Raw genomic sequence first — 17,910 nt, 5'->3', positions numbered from 1 at the left:
ATCCCCGCGTCGCCGCCGCGACGGCGAGCGGTTCGGCGGGACTCGACGGCGCGTCCGACGCACGCTACCAGCCGAACAGTTCGTGGCCGGCGAACTCCAGCGCGTTCACGAGGTAGTGGGCGACGACCACGACCAGCAGGCTCTCGGTGAGGACGAACGCCGCCGCGAGGACGAACCCGAGGAGGCCGGTGACGATGATGCCGAGTCGGCCCTGCGCGCCGTGACCCGCGCCGAAGGCGGCCGACGACACTGCCGCCATGAGCCACGGCGACACGTCGAAACCGGCGGCGACCGCCCCCACGAGCGCGCCCCGAAAGAGCAGTTCCTCGAAGCCGGCGATGAGCGGAAGTGCGACCGCGAACAGGAACACCCAGCCCGCGGTCGTCCGCGGCGTCAACGACTCGCGGACCGCCTCGTCGGGCGCGACGCCGAACCGCTCGCTGACCGTCGAACCGACACGGTTGGCCCCGTAGAGCGCGAGTCCGAGTCCGACGCCGACGGCGAGTTGCGTCGGGAGGTCGGCGGCGGAGAGGCCGAGCGCCGCGGCCGGCACGCCCGCGTACCACGCGCCGAGGCCGAGAAAGCCGCCGAGAAAGGCCTGCGAGAGCGCGACGTTGGCGAGCAGGAGATGCGGCGGGAGGTCCTCGGCGGACGCCGAGCGCTCCGAGACGGCCGAAACGGGGGCCGCGGTGACGCCGGGCGGCGTCGCCCGGTCGGAGTCGGCGTCGAACTCAGGTTCGGAGTCGGACTCGGGGCCAGCGTCAACGTCAGCGTGGGCGTCGCCCGCAACGTCGGCCTCCGCGGGCGTCGACGGCTCGGGACGCGGTGACGCGCCGGTCGAGTCGACCGAGAAGGAAGCCAGAGAGACGGTGTCGAGTTCGGCCGACCAGTCGGTCTCGTCCGACTCGGCAGCGGTCGGAACGGAGTCGTCCGCGGCAGTCGCTCGGGAGTCGGAATCGGAAGCGCCGTCGCCCGGAGCGGCGGGCGCGTCGAGTGCGTCGGAGCCGGTCCCCTCCGCGTGCGGGACGCCGCGAGAAAAGTGTGCGAGAGAGAGTAAGACGGCGAGGACGAGGCCGGTGAAGCCCGCGAACGCCGCCCAGTCGGTCATCCGGCGTTACTGCGGGCTGGGGCTGGAGGGGCCCTTGACGCCCTGGCCCTTGTTGAGGGCGGAGCCAGTGATGCTCTTGAGGCGGTCCACGAGCGAGTCCTTCTCAGGTTCGCCTTCGAGGGCGACGTCGAGGACCTCGCTGATGTGCGAGACGGGGATGATGTCGACCATCTCCTTGTACTCGTCTTCGATCATCACGTCCTGCTCGTTGGCGGCGGGGATGATGACCGTCGAACAGCCGGCCTTCGCGGCGGCTTCGATTTTGTGGGTGACGCCGCCGACCGGGAGCACGTCGCCGCGCACCGACAGCGAGCCGGTCATGGCGACCGACTGGTCGATGGGGATGTCCTCCAGCGCGGAGATGACGGCGGTCGCGACCGTGATGGACGCGGAGTCGCCGTCGACGCCCTGCTGGCCGGTCTGGACGAACTGCACGTGCACGTCCATCTCCGAGAGGTCCTGGTTGGAGAACTTCTTGATGATGGCCGAGACGTTCTGGACGGACTCTTCGGCCATCTCCTTGAGCTGGCCGGTCGCGATGACCTGGCCGGGACCCTGCGAGGGCGTGACTTCGGCCATCACGGGGAGCATGATACCAGAGTCTTCGCCCATGACGGCGAGGCCGTTGACGCGGCCGGTGACGAAGCCGTCGTTGACCGAGAGCTCGTAGTCCTTGCGGCGCTCGATGTACTGGTCCGCGATCTGCTGTTCGATGGAGCGCGCACGGCGCTTGGCCTGCAGCACGTGGTCACGGGTGGTCAGCTCGGCGTTCTCGCCGCGGGCGATGTCGCCAGCGACGCGGACGAGGCCGCCGAGGTTACGGAATTCGAGGGTGAGGTGGCCCTTGCGGCCGGCGCGGCGGCGGGCTTCGAGGATGAGCTCCTCGACCGCCTCCTCGGTGAAGTGCGGGAGCCGCCCGTCGTTGGTGACCTCTTGGGCCACGAAGCGCGCGTACTTGCGGCGCATCTCGGGGGTGTCCTCGATGGTGTCGTCCATGTACACCTCGTACCCGTACCCCTTGATACGGGAGCGGAGCGCGGGGTGCATGTTCTCCATCGCGTCGAGGTTACCCGCGGCGATCATGATGAAGTCCGTCGGGACGGGTTCGGTCTGGACCATCGCGCCCGAGGAGCGCTCGGACTGGCCCGTGATGGAGAACTCGCCCTCCTGGATGGCCGTCATCAGGTGCTGCTGGCTGCGCACGTCGAGCGTGTTGATCTCGTCGACGAACAAGACGCCCTTGTTCGACTTGTGAATCGCGCCGGGTTCGACGCGGTCGTGGCTGGGCGTTTCCATGCCGCCGGACTGGAACGGGTCGTGGCGGACGTCGCCGAGGAGCGCACCCGCGTGGGCACCCGTCGCGTCCTGGAAGGGCGCGGACTTCTGGTCCGCGTTGTTCACGATGAGGTTCGGAATCATCGCGTCGCTGCCGCGCGAGCCGTAGCGGAACGCGAGGTAGATGATACCCGCGGCGAGGATGCCGAGCAGGACCTGCTGGGCGATGATGAGCGAGTAGCCCAGCACGACCGCGATAATGATCCACATGAGGAACGAGCGCATCTGGTTGCGCTTGCGTGCCTCCTCTTTGTGCGCCTCGACGATTTGGTCACCCTTGCCCGCGGGGACCGTGCGGACCTTGGGGCGATTGCCGTCGTCGGGGTTGTGGTAGACGAGCACGTCCTGCAGCTCCTCGCGGGGGAGAAGCTCGGACATCGCCTTGGCGAGCATCGACTTCCCCGTCCCCGGGGAGCCGATCATCATGACGTGGCGGCGCTGCTTGGCCGCCTTCATGATGACGTCGCGGGCGTGCTCCTGCCCGATGACTTGGTCGACGAGGCGGTCCGGAACGGGAATCTCGTCGGTCGTCTCTATCCGGAGACCACCGAGGAGGTCGTTCTCGTCCACGTTCTCGGCCACGTCGGCGTCGATTTCGACATCGCTCCCGAGGTCGTCGATCGTCTTCTTGTCGACCTCTTCGGCCTCGTCGTGCTGGAGCGTCCCCCCGTCGTCGATGCCCTCTTCGGAGGGCGCGTCGTCGGGTGAATCCTCCCGCTCGTGGAGGCTGTCGTCGGTGTTCGTATCGTTACTCATAGAACTGTCGTCGCTACTTCTAACGTAGGCCCTGCGACTGATATACTTTCTCCCCGGTTGCATCCGGCGTACCTTGCCGTAACCTCGCGTTTCGACGGCCCTACCACCAGAATACCGGAATTCTCGTGACTCGGCGTATTTATAAGTAATCCGGACTAACGCCCGATGCATGCGGGGGTTCTACATCGGCCGGTTCCAGCCGTACCACAACGGCCACCACCGAATGGTCGAAGAGATTGCCACCGAGGTCGACGAGCTCGTCCTCGGCATCGGGTCCGCGGGCGACTCGCACTCGCCGCGGAACCCGTTCACCGCGGGCGAACGAATCATGATGGTCAACAAGGCCGTCTCGGATTTCGACATCACGACCTACGCGGTCCCCATCGAGGACCTCGACCGCAACTCGGTGTGGGTCAGCCACGTCCAGTCGATGTCCCCCGCCTTCGAGGTGGCGTACTCCAACAACCCGCTCGTCATCCAACTGTTCAAAGAGGCGGGCGTCGAGGTCCACCAGTCGCCCATGTTCAACCGCGAGGTGCTGGAGGGCACGGAGGTCCGCCAGCGCATGATCGAAGACCGCGACTGGGAGTCGCTCGTCCCCGACGAGGTGGCGGACGTGGTCCGAGAAATCGACGGTATCGAGCGCCTCCAGCGCGTCACGGCCACCGACGGGTCGGAGCGCGTCGGCGACGACGGGAGCCGCGACCCGAACCCCTGTTGAGATGATTACGCTCGCGTCCGACTTCGGGCTGGCGTACCCGGCCGCGATGAAGGGCGTCGTCCTCTCGCGGACCGACGCGCGACTCGTGGACGTGGCCCACGACCTCCCACGGCAGGACGTTCGCGCGGCCGCCTTCTGGCTCCGCGAGACGCTTCCGTACTTCCCGCCCGCGGTCCACCTCGTCGTGGTCGACCCCGGCGTCGGGACCGACCGCCGCGCGGTCATCTTCCGCGTCGGCGACCACGTTCTCGTCGGCCCTGACAACGGCGTTCTCCGCCCCCCGGCGAGACGCGTGATCGACGCCCTCGGCGACGCCGACGCATCGGTCGAAGCCTACGAAATCGACGTTCCGAACCCCGATTCGACGACCTTCCACGGACGGGACGTGTTCGCGCCCGCGGCCGCCGACGCCCACGTCGCGGGCGCGTCGGCGCTCGGGTCGGTCGACCGCTTCGAACCGATTCCCGTCGACTCGCTCGCCGAGTGCCGCCTCCCCGAGGCGACCGTCTCGGCCGACGGCCGCGAGGCGACGGGCGAGGTGCTCGTCGTCGACGACTTCGGCAACTGCATCACCAACGTCCCGGGCGAGTTCGTCCGCGACGCGGCCGGCAGCCGCGCGACGGTAAACGGCGAGTCGGTCTCGGTCGGTCGCACCTTCGAGGCCGTCCCGCGCGGCGAGCGACTGCTCACCGTCGGCAGCCACGGCAACGTCGAGTGCGACGTGAACCACGGCCGCGGCGACGAGGCGTTCGGCCTCGCGCCCGGCGACCGCGTCGAACTCCGGGTCGACTGATGGGCGTTCTCGTCTCCGTCCCTGGCCTCAGTTCCGCCGCCGTCCCCGTCACCGTCGTCGTCCCCGAGGTCGACCCCTTCGCGGTGATGAACGTCGTCGGCCTCCTCGCGTTCGCGGTCGCCGGGGCACTCAAGGCCGCCGAGGCCGGTCTCGACGTGTTCGGTGTCTCCGTGCTCGGCGTCGTGACCGCCCTCGGCGGCGGGACGACCCGCGACGTGCTGGTCGACCGACTGCCAGCCTCGCTCGCGGCGACGTGGGACATGAGCGTCGCGCTCGTCGGCGTCGGCCTCGCAATCGTTCTCATCCACTCGATAGAGGGCCGCGTGCGCGACCACCCGGCGTTCCTGACCACCGACGCGGTCGGGCTGTCGGCGTTCGCGGCGACCGGCGCGCTCGTCGGCGTCGACGCCGGCGTCACGTCGTTCGGCGTCGTCATCCTCGCGACCATCACGGCCGTCGGCGGGGGCTCCATCGCCGACATCCTCATCGGGCGCGTCCCGGTCGTCCTCCGCGACGACTTCTATGCGACCCCCGCGGTCGTCGGCGGCCTCGGCTTCCTCGCCGCCCGTGCGGTCGGCGCGCCGACCGGCGTCCCCTCGGGGCTGTGCGCCGCGCTCGTCTTCTCGGTCCGGCTGCTCGCGCTCCGCTACGACTGGCGGTTACCGCGGGTCTGAGTGGTGAACCCGAGGCCACGCACCAGACGTTACAGTTCGTTTTCCACGCGCCGCTCCGCGGACTGGACCTCGTCCGCGATGGTCTCGCGCTCGAAGTAGAGCACCTCGACGCCGACGACGACTACCGCGAGCGCGAGGACGGTCCAGAACGTCCCCCGCTCGGCGTCGAACAGGTGCCACAGGAGCGCGACCGCGGAGCCGAGCGCGCCGACGGTTCCGACGGCGGGAATCACGGTCGTTTGGAGGTTCTCGCGCTCCCGGAACGCGAGAAGCGAGAGGCCGCCGAAAATGCTGATGAACGCGAGCGACGCGAACGAACTGATGGCGTCCAGACTTCCGAGGAAGGCGAACCCGGCGGCGAGCACCCCGAGCGTCAAGAGCGGACGAATCGGTTCGTCGGTGGACTCGTCGCGGAGCCGACTCGGGAGCAGGTCGTCGGCGACGAGGCGCTTCGAGAGCCGCGCGGAGCTGAACAGCGTGGCGTTGATGGCGCTCCCCGTGGAGAACAGCGCCGCGACCGAGATGAGGACGTACCCGGCCTGTCCGAGGAACGGCTGGGCCGCGACCGCGAGCGCGGTCTCGGCGTGCTGCTGGATGGCGTCGATTCCGGCGAGGTTGGTCGTGACGAGCGCGACGAGGATGTACAGAGCGGTCGCGCCCGCGATGGAGATGTAAATCGCTTTTCTGACCGTCTCCCGGGGGTCGGCGATGTTCTCTTGGTCGAACAGCAGGAGCTCCCACCCCTCGAAGGCGACGAAGGAGACGGCGGCCGCGACGAGCGGGCCGATACCGACGTTCGACAGACCGAACCCGAGGCCGCCGTGGGTCGCGCCGTAGGCGACGCCGCCGAGACCGAACAGGAGCAGGATGGCGACCTTGAGTCCGACGAGGAGGTCTTCGGCCCGCCCGGAGGCGTGCGCGCCGAAGACGTTGAGGCCCACGAACGCGGCGACGGTGAGCGCGGAGACGAACGGCTGTATCGAGACCGACGCGACCGTCGAGACGCCGGTGAGTTCGACGAAGTAGCCGCCGAACGCGTAGGCGTACATCGCCATCGTCCCGACGTAGCCGAAGACGAACGTCCATCCCACGACGCCCGAGAGCGTGGTGTTGTCGGTGAACTTCCCGACGTATCCGACGGGCGACCGCGGCGACTCGCACAGACCGTTCAGCCGGAGGAGCGAGTAACCGGCACAGACCGCGAGCACGCCGGCGACGACGAACGCCGCCCACGCGAGGGTCCCGGCCGCGCCGGCGACGACGCCGAGCACGGCGAAGATACCCCCGCCGACCATTCCACCGATCGCCATCGACACGGCTTCCGGAAGCCCGACTTCGTCGGACATGGAGTGCAGTTCGACGCTCGCGGCTGAAGAACGTAGCGACCAGTTGATAGGTGCTCGCGCAGCGGCAGCGGTACGGCTCTGGAGCGGCCGTTCGAGAGCGGACAGACGGAAAAAGCGACACGAAGTGGCCCGGCGGCGGAACGCGCCGCCGGTGGGGGAGCGTGTCTGCGAGCGGTTCGGTTACTTGGCGGCGATGACGTCGTCGATGCGGACGATCATCGTCGCGGCCTCGGTCGCGGACTCGATGGCTTCGCGCTTGACCGCGACGGGGTCGATGACGCCGAGTTCGACGGGGTCGCCGATTTCGCCGGTGCGGCCCGAGGAGATGATACCGGCGATGCCTTCGTTCTCGTAGCGGGCGCGGAGGTCGACGAGCGCGTCGATGGGGTCCATACCGGTGTTCTCGGCGAGGGTGCGCGGGAGCGCCTCGATGGCGTCGGCGTAGGCCTCGACGGCCAGTTGCTTGCGGCCCTCGATGCCGGCGGCCTCCGAGCGGATGCGGTCGGCGATGGCGATTTCAGTCGCGCCCGCGCCGGGGACGACTCCGCCCTTGTCGATGGCGGCGACGACCACGTCGACCGCGTCTTGGATGGCGCGTTCGAGTTCGTCGACGACGTGTTCGGTGCCGCCGCGGAGGAACAGCGTGACGGCCTTCGCCGCCGAGCCGCCCTCGACGAACGCGAGGTCGTCGTCGCCGAAGGTGCGGATGCTCACGGAGTCGACGTGACCGAGGTCGGACTCGTCGAGGTCGGACAGCGAGCCGAGGCGCTTCGCGCCGGTCGCGCGGGCGAGGGCGCGAGCGTCGGACTTCTTCACGCTCTTGAACGCGAGGATGCCCGCGTCGGCGAGGTAGCCCGCAACGCGGTCGTCGATGGACTTGGTGCAGAACACCACGTCGACGCCGGCGTCCTTGAGGGCCTTCGCGTAGCCGCGGAGTTCATTGTCCTCGGCGTCGATGGCCGCGGTGAGCTGGTCGACGGAGGTGATGTTGTACTCGGTGTCGACCTCGCCTTTGCGCACGTCGAGTTTCATGTCGAGGACCGCGACGGTCGCGTCGGAGACGGCGCGGGGCATGTTCTCGTTGACGGGTTCCTTGTCGAGGACGACGCCCTCGACGAGTTCGGTCGCCGAGGAGGACGCGCCCGTTCGGGTGAGCACGCGAACGTCGTCGCGGTGGAAGGCCCCGTCGGCGTCACCGTGGACCATCTGGACCGCCTTGACGACGTGTTTGGCGAGCACGTCGGCGGTCACATCGCCGGTGCCCTTGCCGGTCATGGAGGACTCGGCGACCTTGCGGAGCAGGTCGTCGTCGAGCGTCACGTCGAGGACCATGTCGTCGATGGCGTCCTGGGCGATGCGGGCGGCCTCGGTGTAGCCCTCGACGATGACGGTCGGGTGGAGGTCGTCGTCGAGGAGGTCCTCGGCGTGCGCGAGGAGTTCGCCGGTGAGGACGGCCGCGGTGGTCGTGCCGTCGCCGACTTCCTCCTCTTGAGTCTGGGAGACTTCGACGATCATCTGCGCGGCGGGGTGCTCGATGTCCATCTTCTCGAGGATGGTCGCACCGTCGTTCGTGATGACGACCTCGCCCGAGGAGTCGACGAGCATCTTGTCCATGCCGCGCGGGCCGAGTGTGGTCCGTACGGCTTCGGCGACCGCCTTTCCGGCGCGGATGTTGGAGTCCTGCGCGGAGCGGCCGTGCGTTCGGTTCGTCCCCTCTGCGAGAATGTATAACGGTTGCTGCATTCGTGAAGCCATGTTGAAACCTCAACCGCTATCAACGATTGCAGTTCTATAAATACGTTTCGGCGAGAGCGAGCTACGAAATCGCACGACAGGGCGACGGTTTTCGAATTCGAGCGCGGGGCGGGCGTCGCAGGGGTTCGGAGGGGGCCGCTCCGGGGTTCGGGCCGCGGTCGGCGGCCGGTTCGCGCCTCGCTACTCGTCGAGCGTGTCGACGGTGAGCGTTCCGTCGCCGAACAAGGAGACGAGATAGCCCGCGTACTGAAACGAGAACCTTCGAGACGGGTCGTGAGAGAGGCGAAAGAGAACGTCGAGCGCTTCGGGGTCGACACCGATGTCCGAGAGCGGCGGGAGTTCGAGTGGGCTGAGTTCCGTGGCAGTCGCGACCGCCGAAGCGATGGCGACCGCCACCTCGTCGTAGCGGTCGACGGAGGTGGTTACCACGGACCCGGCTCCATCTTCGAGCGGGTCGTCCATACAGTCCGGATGGGTAGTCGGGTACCTATTGGTGTGCGTTGATTATGTAACCCGTTATTGTGGGGGTCGCTCGTCGCGAATTCGCTCTGCGAGCGTTCGGTAGGCGCGTTTGAGGCGGGCCGCGACCGCCTGCCGCGAGATTCCGAGCTCCGTGCCGAGCTCGTCGAGCGACGTGTCCCGTCGCTCGTCGAAGTAACCGCGTTCGAGCGCGAGGAGCAGGGCTTCGAGTTGTGTGTCGGTCAGTCCCTCGCTCGCCGGCGCTTCCTCGGCCGCGACGGACGTGATGCGGTCGAACTCGGCGTCGATGCCGTGGGCCGCCCACTCGCGTCTGAGCTCGGTCAGCACGCGGTGCGAGGAGACGCGGAGTTTGAGCCACCACGAGTCACCGGTCGAGAGACACTCTAAGAGAACCGCGTCTCTGGACACTAACGCGTCGAAAATCGGAGCCTGAGAGACGTCCCACGAGACGCCGTAGAGCGCCCGGTCCGAGACGGATTCGACGAGCGTGAGGTCGTCGACGCTCGGAAGCGACCGCGCCGACTCTCCGAACGCCCCCGCGTCGGGACCGCGGACCCAGACGAACGACGCCGCCTGCGAGGCGGTCGGGACGGACCGTTCCAGCTCCAGTTCGACGTCGTGTTCCTCGGCCGCGGGACCGAACGGGAGCGCGGACAGCGGGGCGACGACCTCGACGATGAGGCACACGCGTGGACGATAGGTGGAGTAGGCCAAAAAACTGCGTTTCAGCGTCTCTCCCTACCGTCGTGAAGGAATGAACGTCACGCGGCGCTGAACGAACGAGTCGGTACTGTGTACTCGATGAAACGACTACGGCGGATTCTGCAACCTATTTGGCGGACACCGATGAGTGACTCGACAATGCTGGAGTTGGAACACGGGTTCAGGGTCGTGGACGTGAACGCCCGCCTCGACCCCGACGAGCAGTCGATTGCGGCGCGCGGGCGGGAGATAAGCCCCGAGCGGCTGGAGCGCGAACTGCATCAGGCGGGCGTCGTCCGCGCCGTCGTCTCGCCGGGCGCACAGCGGGTCAAGGGGAGCTACCTCCGTCCGAACAACGCGGTCGCGCGGATGAGCGTCGACCGGCCGTTTCTGGCGTTCGCCCGCATCAACGGCCCGCGCGACCCGAGCAGTCGGGCCTCGGCGCGGCTCCGGAACCTCACGTCGTCGCGGACAGACCAGCACGCCGACCCCGACGACATCGAGCAGTACGCCTACGACGACCGCTTCCACGGGTTCTCGCTCGCGCCGGCGGTCGACGGGCTCCCCGACGACGAGACGCTCGCGATGCTGGAGGACGTCGGGCTTCCCGTCTTCGTCGAGGGCGGGAAGGTCTTCGAGCCGAGCGCCGTCGCCGAGTCGCTGCTCGGTCGGTTCCCCGTCATCCTGTCGAGCTTCGGCGGCTTCCCGCTCGACCGCGGGCTGATGGACGAAGCTATCGACCTCCTCGACGACCACGACGACCTCTACCTCGACACGAGTTTCGTCCGCTATCGGAGCGTGCTCGAACGCGCGCTGCTCGAACACCCGGACCGCGTGCTGTTCGGCAGCGGCGCGCCCGAGACCCACCCGAACGTGGGCGTCATGGAGATTCTGACGCTCGACGTGTCGGAGGACGCGCTGGCGAAGGCGTTCTCGAAGAACGCGGCGCGGGTCATCGAGGCGCTCGGCCCCGGAGAGCGGTAAAACGAGTCAGCGCCAGTCGTACCGGGCGACGGCGCGGTCGGCGCGCTTCGACCGGCCGTGGGGGTTGCGGGCGCGGGTTCGGTCGCGGGCGCGGGCTACCAATCCGTCCGAGACGCCCGTGGCGATACCACCGACCACGTCGCGGCCGGTGCCGGCCCACCCGGAGGGTGTCACGTCCCCTTTCACGACGCCGAGCGCGGCGTCGACGCCGTCCGAAATCGCGTGTTTCGCCGTCCGCTTGACGGTCCCGGGTCTGACGCCGTAGTTCTTCACGAGTCGGTAGGTCAGAGAGCGGTACTTCCAGCCCCAGTCGCGTTCGGAGATGCCGCCGTCGGCCTCGAACTCGCGGCGGACGCACATCTCGGGAGCCCACGCGACGGAGCGGTCGAAGCCGGCGAGTCGGTGCGCCGCGTCGCGCGCGCCACCCGTCTGGAGGTACTCGTCGAAGCCGTCGAGGGCGTCGATGATCTCGCGGCGGAACGCGACGTTGCCGCCGTTGAAGTACGTCACCGTGCGGCCGCCGATGGCGTTCCGTTCGAGGGATTCGGTCGTCATGCCGTTGCGGAGCGTCTGGTGCATCGGCCCGGTGACCACGTCGGCGTCGGCAATGCCGTCTTCGAGCGCCGACAGCCACGACGACTCCACGGAGAGGTCGTATCGGAGGAGCGCGACCACGTCGCCGCCGGCGACTTCGAGGCCGGCGTTGCGGGCGACGTTGAGGTTGCGGTCGGAGATTTCGACCAGCACGTCCACGTCGTCGCGCTCTCTCACCATCCCGGTCGTGCCGTCGGCGGAGGGGCCGTTGACGACGACGACTTCCGCGTCGGGAGCGTGCTCGGCCAGCGCGTCGAGGCTGGTGGCGAGCCGGTCCCGACCGTTGAGCGTCGGGAGCACAACCGAGAGATCCATACCCGACAGTTGCGGTGGACGTACTTAAATGTGAATCGAGAATCGTGTTAAATTCTGCCGTGAGAACGCCTCACTCGGCGTCGCTCGCCCGAGTCGCCGCGCGGGACTGCTCGTCGGCCGACCCGCGCGTTCCAGTACGACACGGACGCGAGGTCGTCGCCGACCGGCGAGTCGCCGACGGCGAGGTCGAGCGAGCGGAAGGGCTGTGCGACGCCGTTGGGAACCTTCCGGTAGAAGCCGAACGGGATGACGAAGTCGTGTTTCGCGTCGGCGAGGTCGAGTCCGGCGTCGCCGAGCAGCCGCCGCACGTCGCCTTCCGAGTAGAGCCGCGACCCCATCGGGAGCAGCCAGTTGTAGGCCACTCGGAGGCTCCCGTCGTTGAACGTGTCGAAGAACACCTGCTGTTTCGAGACGCGAGCCATTTCGGCTAAGAACTTCGCCGGGGTGTCCGCGAGGTGGAAAAACCGCATCGCGAACACCGCGTCGAAGTGGTCGTCCGGGAAGGGCAGCCGCGCGGCGTCGCCGCGGAGGAACTCGATGCGGTCGGCGACGCCCGCTCTGCGGGCCTTCTCCCGCCCCTGTACCATCATCGCCCGCGAAATGTCCAGTCCGACGACGTTCGCCCCCTCCTGGGCGAGCATCACGGTGAACCGGCCGGTCCCGCAGGCGATTTCGAGGACGTTCTTGTCCTCGACGGGGCCGAGCGCCGCGAGGACCGCCTCCTTCTCTCGCCGGTCGATGAGGCGACCGCCCTTGGAGAACCGCTTCGAGTCGTACTCCTGGGCGACCTCGTCGGCCTGGTACCACTCCTTTCCTTTCACGCTACGCATACTCGCGGGGGGGAGCCTAAAACGGTACTGGATACGCGGTGCGGAAGCGGGGTTCGGCGAGCGACGACAGAGAGGTTTTCCCCCGCTGAGCGCGTATCGTGCCATATGCCAACATGCAGAAACTGCGGGGAGACCTGTGATGCGGCTGAACTGACGCGCCACGTCAGCGAGGGGTGGCTCGTCGTCCACTGCCCGGCGTGTCACGCGCCGCTCGGGAGCTATCGACTCGGCACTCCTTCGGTCGATAGAATTCGAAACACGGAGTGAGACACCTACTCGCGGGCGATTTTCCAACAAACGCACGATATTAATATGTGTATTATGTGTCTGGATTCTTTTCACACACTTGTAGCTAACCCTTAACACGGAGCAACCGACTGTGTCGGGTATGAGCACCACCACTGCAGAGCCAGATACTGAAGACCTGCTCTCGGAAGCCGAGTTCCGAGAGCGCCTCCGCGAGCTTCCCCCGAGCGCGAAGCTCGTCGCAAAAGTCCTCGAAAGCGACGCGCCCCTCTCGCAGGGCCAGCTCGCGGAGGAGTCGCTGCTGCCGGACCGCACCGTCCGCTACGCGCTCAACCGTCTCGAAGAGTCTGACCTCGTCGGCTCGCGTTACTCCTTCAAGGACGCGCGAAAGCAGGTCTACTTCCTCAACACGTAAGCGCGCGGTCCCACGATAGCGCGACAGAACACGCCCGCGGGGGCGCACTCCCGCAGACCAAGCCACCACTTCTCTCGAACCACCTAACCCGTCGGCGAGCGTAGCCGCCGGCATGCACGTCACGCGCGTCTCCGTCCCCGTCGCCACTCGCGCGCCGACCGGCGCGACGAACGCCTATCTCGTCGCCGACGGCGGCGACACGCTGCTCGTGGACCCCGCGGCCCGCACCGACGAACTGGACTCCCTCGTCGCGCGCGAGAGCGTCGACCACATCGCGGTCACCCACACCCACGCGGACCACGTCGGCGCGGTCGCCGCCTACGCCCGCGAGACGGGCGCGACGGTCTGGTGTCGTCACGGCCGCGAGCGCGCCTTCTCGGACGCGACCGGCGTCGAACCGGACCGAACGTTCGCAGAGGGGTCGGTTCTCTCCGTCGGCGCGGGCGTCGAAGTGCTCGACACGCCGGGACACGCCCGCGACCACGTGAGCTTCGTCGCCGGCGACGACGTGCTCTGTGGCGACCTCGCGGTGGCCGAGGGGAGCGTCGTCGTGGGCGCGCCCGAGGGTGACGTGCGCGCCTACCTCGTCGCGCTCAGGCGACTCCACGCGCGGGGTCCCGAGCGACTGCTTCCGGGTCACGGCCCCGAAATCACGGACCCGCGGGCGACGCTGGCACGGCTCGTCGCGCACCGAAACGACCGCGAACGGGCCGTCCTCGACGCGGTGCTGGCCGGGAACGCGACGCCGGACGCCGTGACCGACGCCGCCTACGACAAGGACGTGTCCGCCGTGCGCGACCTCGCCCGCGCGACGGTCGTCGCGCACATCGAGAAACTCGCCGCCGAGCGTCGAGTCCGGTGGAACCCGGAGGCGGAGCGGGTCGAACCGCGGTAGGTCGCGCGTCGTCGGCGTCCGGGTCCGCGGGTAGCCGAGGCTCGCGCTCCGGCGAAAAACCGCGCCCCTCTTTGGGCTCGCGCCCGCATCGCGGGTATGGACCTCGACGCCGAACTGGACCGCGCCCGCGACCTCGACGTGTCGGAACTCGCCGACGCCATCGAGTCCATCGGCTTCGAGTGCACGCGCTGCGGGGCCTGCTGCAAGGGCTACGAGGGCGACGACGGCCCCGAACCGCACACCGCGACCGTCTTTCCCGACGAGGTGCGCGCCCTGCAGGAGGCCGGACCGGAACCGATGGAGTGGCGGGACGTGGCCCGCCCGATGCCCTACGGCCTCGCCGAGGGCGACGACGGCCCCGAGGGCGAGACGTTCGAATGGGCGCTCCAGACGAGCGCCTGCGGCGACTGCCGGTTCTACGAGGAAGACGACGACGGGCAGGGGGCCTGTCAGGTCCACGAGGATCGCCCCCTGATCTGCGAGACCTACCCGTTCAGCGTCGCCCTCGGCGGGACGAGCCAGCCGATGGGCGAGGCCGTCGACGAGGAGGGCGTCGTCCGCGCCCACGAGTGCGAGGGGCTCGGACGAGACATCTCCCGGGAGGACGCGGAGGAACTGGCGCGGGCGCTGAAAGAACGGGCGGTCCGAGAGCTACGCGAGGCGCGGGGCGTCACCGAGGCCTACGAGCCGGTCGAGACCGGACCGGGCGAGGTCGTCGTCCACGACTCGGAGGGCGCGAAACGGCCCGACGGGACGCGGGTTCAGTAGTCGAATCCCGATGACTGCGGTACATCTTTAACACTCCGGCCTGACCACATATTGGAGGTCTTACGGTGGAAATCTCAGATAAACTCCTGTGTCTGTTCAATGCTGACGTTCGCACCGAGGACGACCGATACGTCGTCGAAATTCCGCGCCGCGAAGTCGAGACCGGAACCGTCGAACCCGGCGAGACCTACCGCGTCGCGCTCATCTCCCGCGAGTCGAACGAGCCCGCCGAGTCCGAATCGAACGCCGGACCGACGCCCTCGGCCGAACCGCAACCGCCCGTCGAAGCCGGTGAACTCCGCTACGTCGAAATCGAGGACATCGGCAAGCAGGGCGACGGTATCGCCCGCGTCGAACGCGGCTACGTCATCATCGTCCCCGGCACCGAAGTCGGCGAGCGCGTGAAGGTCGAAATCACCGAGGTCAAGTCTAACTTCGCCGTCGGCGAAGTCGTCGAAGACGACTTCTGACGGCGCTGTTTTCGCGGTTCGACGCCGTTCGTCTCGACGGGACGTTTCTCCCGCCGCCGACAGACCACGTCTGCAAGTGAATCACGCACCACGCTTGCGAGTGAACAGAGAGGTGTTCCGGACGCCTAGAGAGAGCACGATTGCACGTGAAGAATTAGTTTCTGAGTCCCGAGACGGCTACTGAACGTACTTCGTCACATCGGCGTCGACGCCCACGTCGGCCGCGTCGGCGTAGGGTCGATTCACCACGATGTCGCCGGCGGTCGAGCGACCGATGCCGGGGATGGCGGTGAGTTCGTCCATCGACGCCTCGTTGAAGTCGAGCGGGTAGGGAACGCCGGTGACGGAGCGGTAGCCGTGGTCGACGACGGCCACGTCGATGGTCTTCCCGAGTTCGCGCTCGCCCGGAATCCCGACCAAAAGCGGGTAGGTTCCGAGCTGGCGGCCGAACGTCCGGCCGTCCTGGTGGTATTCGAGGTGGACGTTCGGGAGGACCGTGCCCGCGGGCGCGACCCGGCGGAGCATCGGTTGGTCGATTTCCTCGCGGACCTCCTTTTTGTACGTCTTGAACAGCTGTTTGTGGTCGCGGGCGATGTCGGCACCCGTATCGGACATGTCGGTGCCGTCGAACGCCATCACCTGCCGGATGTTGATGCGGCGGACCATGAGGCCCTCGTCGTAGACGCGCTGGAGAAACCGCTTGTTGTGCTCGAACGTCTCCTCGCGCTCGCCTTTCAGCCCGTGGAGGAGGTTGATGCCGGGGAGGAGCTTCGGCAGGCGGTTCGCGGCGTCCGGGCCGTGGGTCGGCGCGTCCGCCGGGTCGTCGCCGGGCCGCCAGCCGGCGACCTCGTTGACGATTTTGACCGCCTCGAAGCACTCGTCGGCGGAGACGTTGAGGTTGTTCTCCTCTTGGACCACGGGGTCGGCGGATTCGAGGCCGAACGCCGCGGTGTCGCCGGCCGTGTTGTGCTCGGCGATGATGCGGAGCGCCTCGCGAGACTTCTCGGGCCAGCCGACGATAGTGATGGGGTTGACGTTGTCGAGGTGGAGCGTGCCGAGGTCGGGGGCGACCTCGCGGATACCGCCGTAGAGTCGGCGGAGCGCGTCGGGGTTCGGGGCCTCGCCGTCGCCGCCGAACGCGAGGATGTCGGCCTGTCGGCCGAGCCGGAAGTGCCGCGCGCCGCGGTTATAGAGGTTCTCGACTTCCTTGACGACGGAGTCGGCGGTGCGGAACGCGGGGTTGCCGTACAGCGGTTCGGTACAGAACGAACAGCGGTAGGCACAGCCCCGCGAGGTCTCCATCTCGCAGATGAGGTGGTCGGGGTGGTTCGGGTGCTGTTCGACGACGAACGCGCCCGTGGCGGCCCAGCGGTCGAGTTCCTCGTTGTCGCGCATGCGGTTGCCGAAGCCTTCGAGCCCGGAGTCGACGAGGTCGTAGGCGGCCGCCTCGATGTCGCCCTTGGCGACGAAGTCGTAGTCGAGGTTCTTGCGCTCCATGTCCTGGCCGCCGGCGTTCTCGTCGCCGACGCCGAAGCGAATCGGCCCGCCCATGAGCGCGGTCCCCTCGGCGACCCACGCGAGTTCGCGGACCTCGTCGGGTTCGGCGGGCGTCCCGCCGACGTACTTGCCGGGGACGGTCATGCCGCCGATGTAAATCATGAGGTCGGCGTCGGCCACGTCGCGCCACTTCTGTCTGTCCTCGCGGAGTTCGTCGATGGTGTGGTAGACGACGTTGGACTCGGGGACGCCCGCGTCGACCACCGCACCCGCGGTGAACCTGGGATACGTCGAGATGTACGGCGGCACGCCGAAGTGCGCCGGCTCGTCGACGTATCCGTCGACGATAGTCACGGTGAGGTCGGCGGGGTCGGTCATCGGTCGCGGTTCGGGTTCGACGCGGAAAACGCAACCGGTCGGCGGTCGAAGACGGGGGTAGTCGTGCGAGGGCGAGCGCAGGTGTCGGCGATGGTGCGGCCCGCGGGTCGCTTCCGCCTCCCGCGCGTTTATCAGCGTGGGAGCGTAACTGACGGCCATGCCCGCGACCCTCGAAGTCAAGTGCGCCAACGAGGACTGCGAACTCGACATGTTCGAGCTGCACTACACCTACGATATGCCCGACGACGTGACGGTGGCGGACTTCTCCTGTCCGTACTGCGGCGAGTCCCGCTTCCTGGAGGAGATTCAGCTATGAGCGACCTGCGGAAGTTCGGCGAGTCGGCGGCGAACGCCGTCCTCGAACGGGTCGGCCGCGGCGTCAGCCAGATGCAAGAGCGCAAGCCCCTCGCCCACGACCTGCTCGAATCCGAGGACGCCTACCTCGTCGTCTTCGACGCGCCCGGTGCCCGTGCCGAGGACGTGCAGGTCCGCTTCCTCGACGGCGAGGTCGAGATTCGCATCGACCGCTTCCGCGACTTCCACGAGGGCTACGAGATGCGCTTCCCCGGCCGCGGCCTCACGCTCTCGGGGAAGGCGACCATCCCCTCCGACGCCTCGGTCGAGGCCGCCGAGGGGACCGCCACGGTCGGCAAGAACGGCACGCTCCAGATTCGGATTCCCAAGGACGAGCGCGCGAGCGACATCGCCGTGACCGAGGAGGAAGACGAAGGCGAGGCCGACACTGAGTCCGAGTCCGAGTCCGAGTCCGAGGCCGGCGACGAAGCCGACGACTTCGGTGACGTGGACGACCAAGACGCCTGAAGTGCAGTTTCGGGCGCGACGCGGTG

General features: G+C 68.1%; 20 protein-coding genes. 11 read left to right on the top strand and 9 right to left on the bottom strand.

All coding sequences use genetic code 11. The features are described from left to right. Positions 1 to 64: 64 nt before the first annotated feature. Together C457_RS04055 and lonB are read right to left on the bottom strand one after the other, a co-directional pair. Positions 65 to 1,108 carry a CPBP family intramembrane glutamic endopeptidase gene (locus C457_RS04055; protein ID WP_008092238.1) on the bottom strand — a complete coding sequence of 348 codons (1,044 nt, stop codon included), beginning with the start codon at positions 1,106 to 1,108 and terminating at the stop codon, positions 65 to 67. Between the two features lie 6 nt (positions 1,109 to 1,114). Beyond that, on the bottom strand, positions 1,115 to 3,199 hold the full coding sequence (lonB, locus tag C457_RS04050; RefSeq protein WP_008092235.1) for an ATP-dependent protease LonB: 2,085 nt from the start codon (positions 3,197 to 3,199) through the stop codon (positions 1,115 to 1,117). A gap of 169 nt (positions 3,200 to 3,368) precedes the next feature. Between lonB and C457_RS04045 the strand changes: the two genes are divergently transcribed. Genes C457_RS04045 through C457_RS04035 form a run of 3 tightly spaced genes read left to right on the top strand, consistent with a single transcriptional unit; the run spans position 3,369 to position 5,387 of the window. Further along, entirely contained in the window at positions 3,369 to 3,920 is a 552-nt protein-coding gene (locus tag C457_RS04045) for a nicotinamide-nucleotide adenylyltransferase (RefSeq protein ID WP_008092232.1), read from the top strand. 1 nt (position 3,921) lies between these two features. Beyond that, on the top strand, positions 3,922 to 4,713 hold the full coding sequence (locus tag C457_RS04040; RefSeq protein WP_008092231.1) for an SAM hydrolase/SAM-dependent halogenase family protein: 792 nt from the start codon (positions 3,922 to 3,924) through the stop codon (positions 4,711 to 4,713). Then, on the top strand, positions 4,713 to 5,387 hold the full coding sequence (locus C457_RS04035; RefSeq protein WP_008092230.1) for a trimeric intracellular cation channel family protein: 675 nt from the start codon (positions 4,713 to 4,715) through the stop codon (positions 5,385 to 5,387). The genes C457_RS04040 and C457_RS04035 overlap by 1 nt, the downstream gene beginning before the upstream one ends. Positions 5,388 to 5,416: 29 nt before the next feature. Here C457_RS04035 and C457_RS04030 read toward each other — a convergent pair whose 3' ends face one another. The 4 genes from C457_RS04030 to C457_RS04015 all read right to left on the bottom strand — a co-directional run bounded on the left by C457_RS04030 (position 5,417) and on the right by C457_RS04015 (position 9,655). Beyond that, positions 5,417 to 6,733 (bottom strand): APC family permease, encoded by a 1,317-nt coding sequence (locus tag C457_RS04030; protein WP_008092229.1) that lies wholly within the window; start codon positions 6,731 to 6,733, stop codon positions 5,417 to 5,419. Between the two features lie 180 nt (positions 6,734 to 6,913). Then, complete coding sequence (gene thsA / locus C457_RS04025) at positions 6,914 to 8,476, bottom strand: thermosome subunit alpha (RefSeq protein WP_008092226.1); 1,563 nt, start codon at positions 8,474 to 8,476, stop codon at positions 6,914 to 6,916. A 192-nt stretch (positions 8,477 to 8,668) separates the two neighbouring features. Then, positions 8,669 to 8,950, bottom strand: a complete 282-nt coding sequence (locus C457_RS04020) for a HalOD1 output domain-containing protein (protein ID WP_004972693.1) — start codon at positions 8,948 to 8,950, stop codon at positions 8,669 to 8,671. Positions 8,951 to 9,004: 54 nt separating this feature from the next. Further along, the gene (locus C457_RS04015) at positions 9,005 to 9,655 is read right to left on the bottom strand and encodes a helix-turn-helix domain-containing protein (RefSeq protein ID WP_008092224.1); all 651 of its coding nucleotides are present in this window, start codon (positions 9,653 to 9,655) and stop codon (positions 9,005 to 9,007) included. Positions 9,656 to 9,829: 174 nt separating this feature from the next. Between C457_RS04015 and C457_RS04010 the strand changes: the two genes are divergently transcribed. Continuing rightward, the gene (locus C457_RS04010; protein ID WP_008092223.1) at positions 9,830 to 10,654 is read left to right on the top strand and encodes an amidohydrolase family protein; all 825 of its coding nucleotides are present in this window, start codon (positions 9,830 to 9,832) and stop codon (positions 10,652 to 10,654) included. A 6-nt stretch (positions 10,655 to 10,660) separates the two neighbouring features. Here the strand turns inward: C457_RS04010 and C457_RS04005 are convergent, their stop codons facing one another. Continuing rightward, on the bottom strand, positions 10,661 to 11,563 hold the full coding sequence (locus C457_RS04005; RefSeq protein WP_008092221.1) for a glycosyltransferase family 2 protein: 903 nt from the start codon (positions 11,561 to 11,563) through the stop codon (positions 10,661 to 10,663). Positions 11,564 to 11,610: 47 nt separating this feature from the next. After that, on the bottom strand, positions 11,611 to 12,384 hold the full coding sequence (locus tag C457_RS04000) for a class I SAM-dependent methyltransferase (protein WP_193363432.1): 774 nt from the start codon (positions 12,382 to 12,384) through the stop codon (positions 11,611 to 11,613). A 114-nt stretch (positions 12,385 to 12,498) separates the two neighbouring features. Between C457_RS04000 and C457_RS20555 the strand changes: the two genes are divergently transcribed. The 5 genes from C457_RS20555 to C457_RS03980 all read left to right on the top strand — a co-directional run bounded on the left by C457_RS20555 (position 12,499) and on the right by C457_RS03980 (position 15,187). Next, the gene (locus C457_RS20555; protein ID WP_008092215.1) at positions 12,499 to 12,660 is read left to right on the top strand and encodes a hypothetical protein; all 162 of its coding nucleotides are present in this window, start codon (positions 12,499 to 12,501) and stop codon (positions 12,658 to 12,660) included. 121 nt (positions 12,661 to 12,781) lie between these two features. After that, positions 12,782 to 13,054, top strand: a complete 273-nt coding sequence (locus C457_RS03995; protein WP_004044165.1) for a winged helix-turn-helix domain-containing protein — start codon at positions 12,782 to 12,784, stop codon at positions 13,052 to 13,054. A gap of 112 nt (positions 13,055 to 13,166) precedes the next feature. Beyond that, on the top strand, positions 13,167 to 13,949 hold the full coding sequence (locus C457_RS03990) for an MBL fold metallo-hydrolase (protein WP_008092212.1): 783 nt from the start codon (positions 13,167 to 13,169) through the stop codon (positions 13,947 to 13,949). A gap of 96 nt (positions 13,950 to 14,045) precedes the next feature. Continuing rightward, complete coding sequence (locus tag C457_RS03985; RefSeq protein ID WP_008092210.1) at positions 14,046 to 14,717, top strand: YkgJ family cysteine cluster protein; 672 nt, start codon at positions 14,046 to 14,048, stop codon at positions 14,715 to 14,717. Positions 14,718 to 14,782: 65 nt separating this feature from the next. Beyond that, entirely contained in the window at positions 14,783 to 15,187 is a 405-nt protein-coding gene (locus C457_RS03980; protein ID WP_004972711.1) for a TRAM domain-containing protein, read from the top strand. A 177-nt stretch (positions 15,188 to 15,364) separates the two neighbouring features. On the opposite strand, the gene C457_RS03975 is transcribed toward C457_RS03980, so the two are convergent. After that, positions 15,365 to 17,062 carry a radical SAM protein gene (locus C457_RS03975; RefSeq protein ID WP_049913375.1) on the bottom strand — a complete coding sequence of 566 codons (1,698 nt, stop codon included), beginning with the start codon at positions 17,060 to 17,062 and terminating at the stop codon, positions 15,365 to 15,367. Positions 17,063 to 17,219: 157 nt separating this feature from the next. Here C457_RS03975 and C457_RS20550 point away from each other — a divergent pair, with 157 nt between their 5' ends. Together C457_RS20550 and C457_RS03970 are read left to right on the top strand one after the other, a co-directional pair. Further along, positions 17,220 to 17,378, top strand: coding sequence for a DUF7559 family protein (locus C457_RS20550; RefSeq protein ID WP_004972714.1), 159 nt, complete (start codon positions 17,220 to 17,222; stop codon positions 17,376 to 17,378). Then, positions 17,375 to 17,884 (top strand): Hsp20/alpha crystallin family protein, encoded by a 510-nt coding sequence (locus C457_RS03970; RefSeq protein ID WP_008092207.1) that lies wholly within the window; start codon positions 17,375 to 17,377, stop codon positions 17,882 to 17,884. The genes C457_RS20550 and C457_RS03970 overlap by 4 nt, the downstream gene beginning before the upstream one ends. Positions 17,885 to 17,910 lie beyond the last annotated feature (26 nt).

The organism is Haloferax prahovense DSM 18310 (genome assembly GCF_000336815.1).
Lineage (GTDB): Archaea > Halobacteriota > Halobacteria > Halobacteriales > Haloferacaceae > Haloferax > Haloferax prahovense.
Note: the sequence above shows the minus strand (reverse complement) of the source record. Positions and strands in the feature narration are given on the sequence as shown.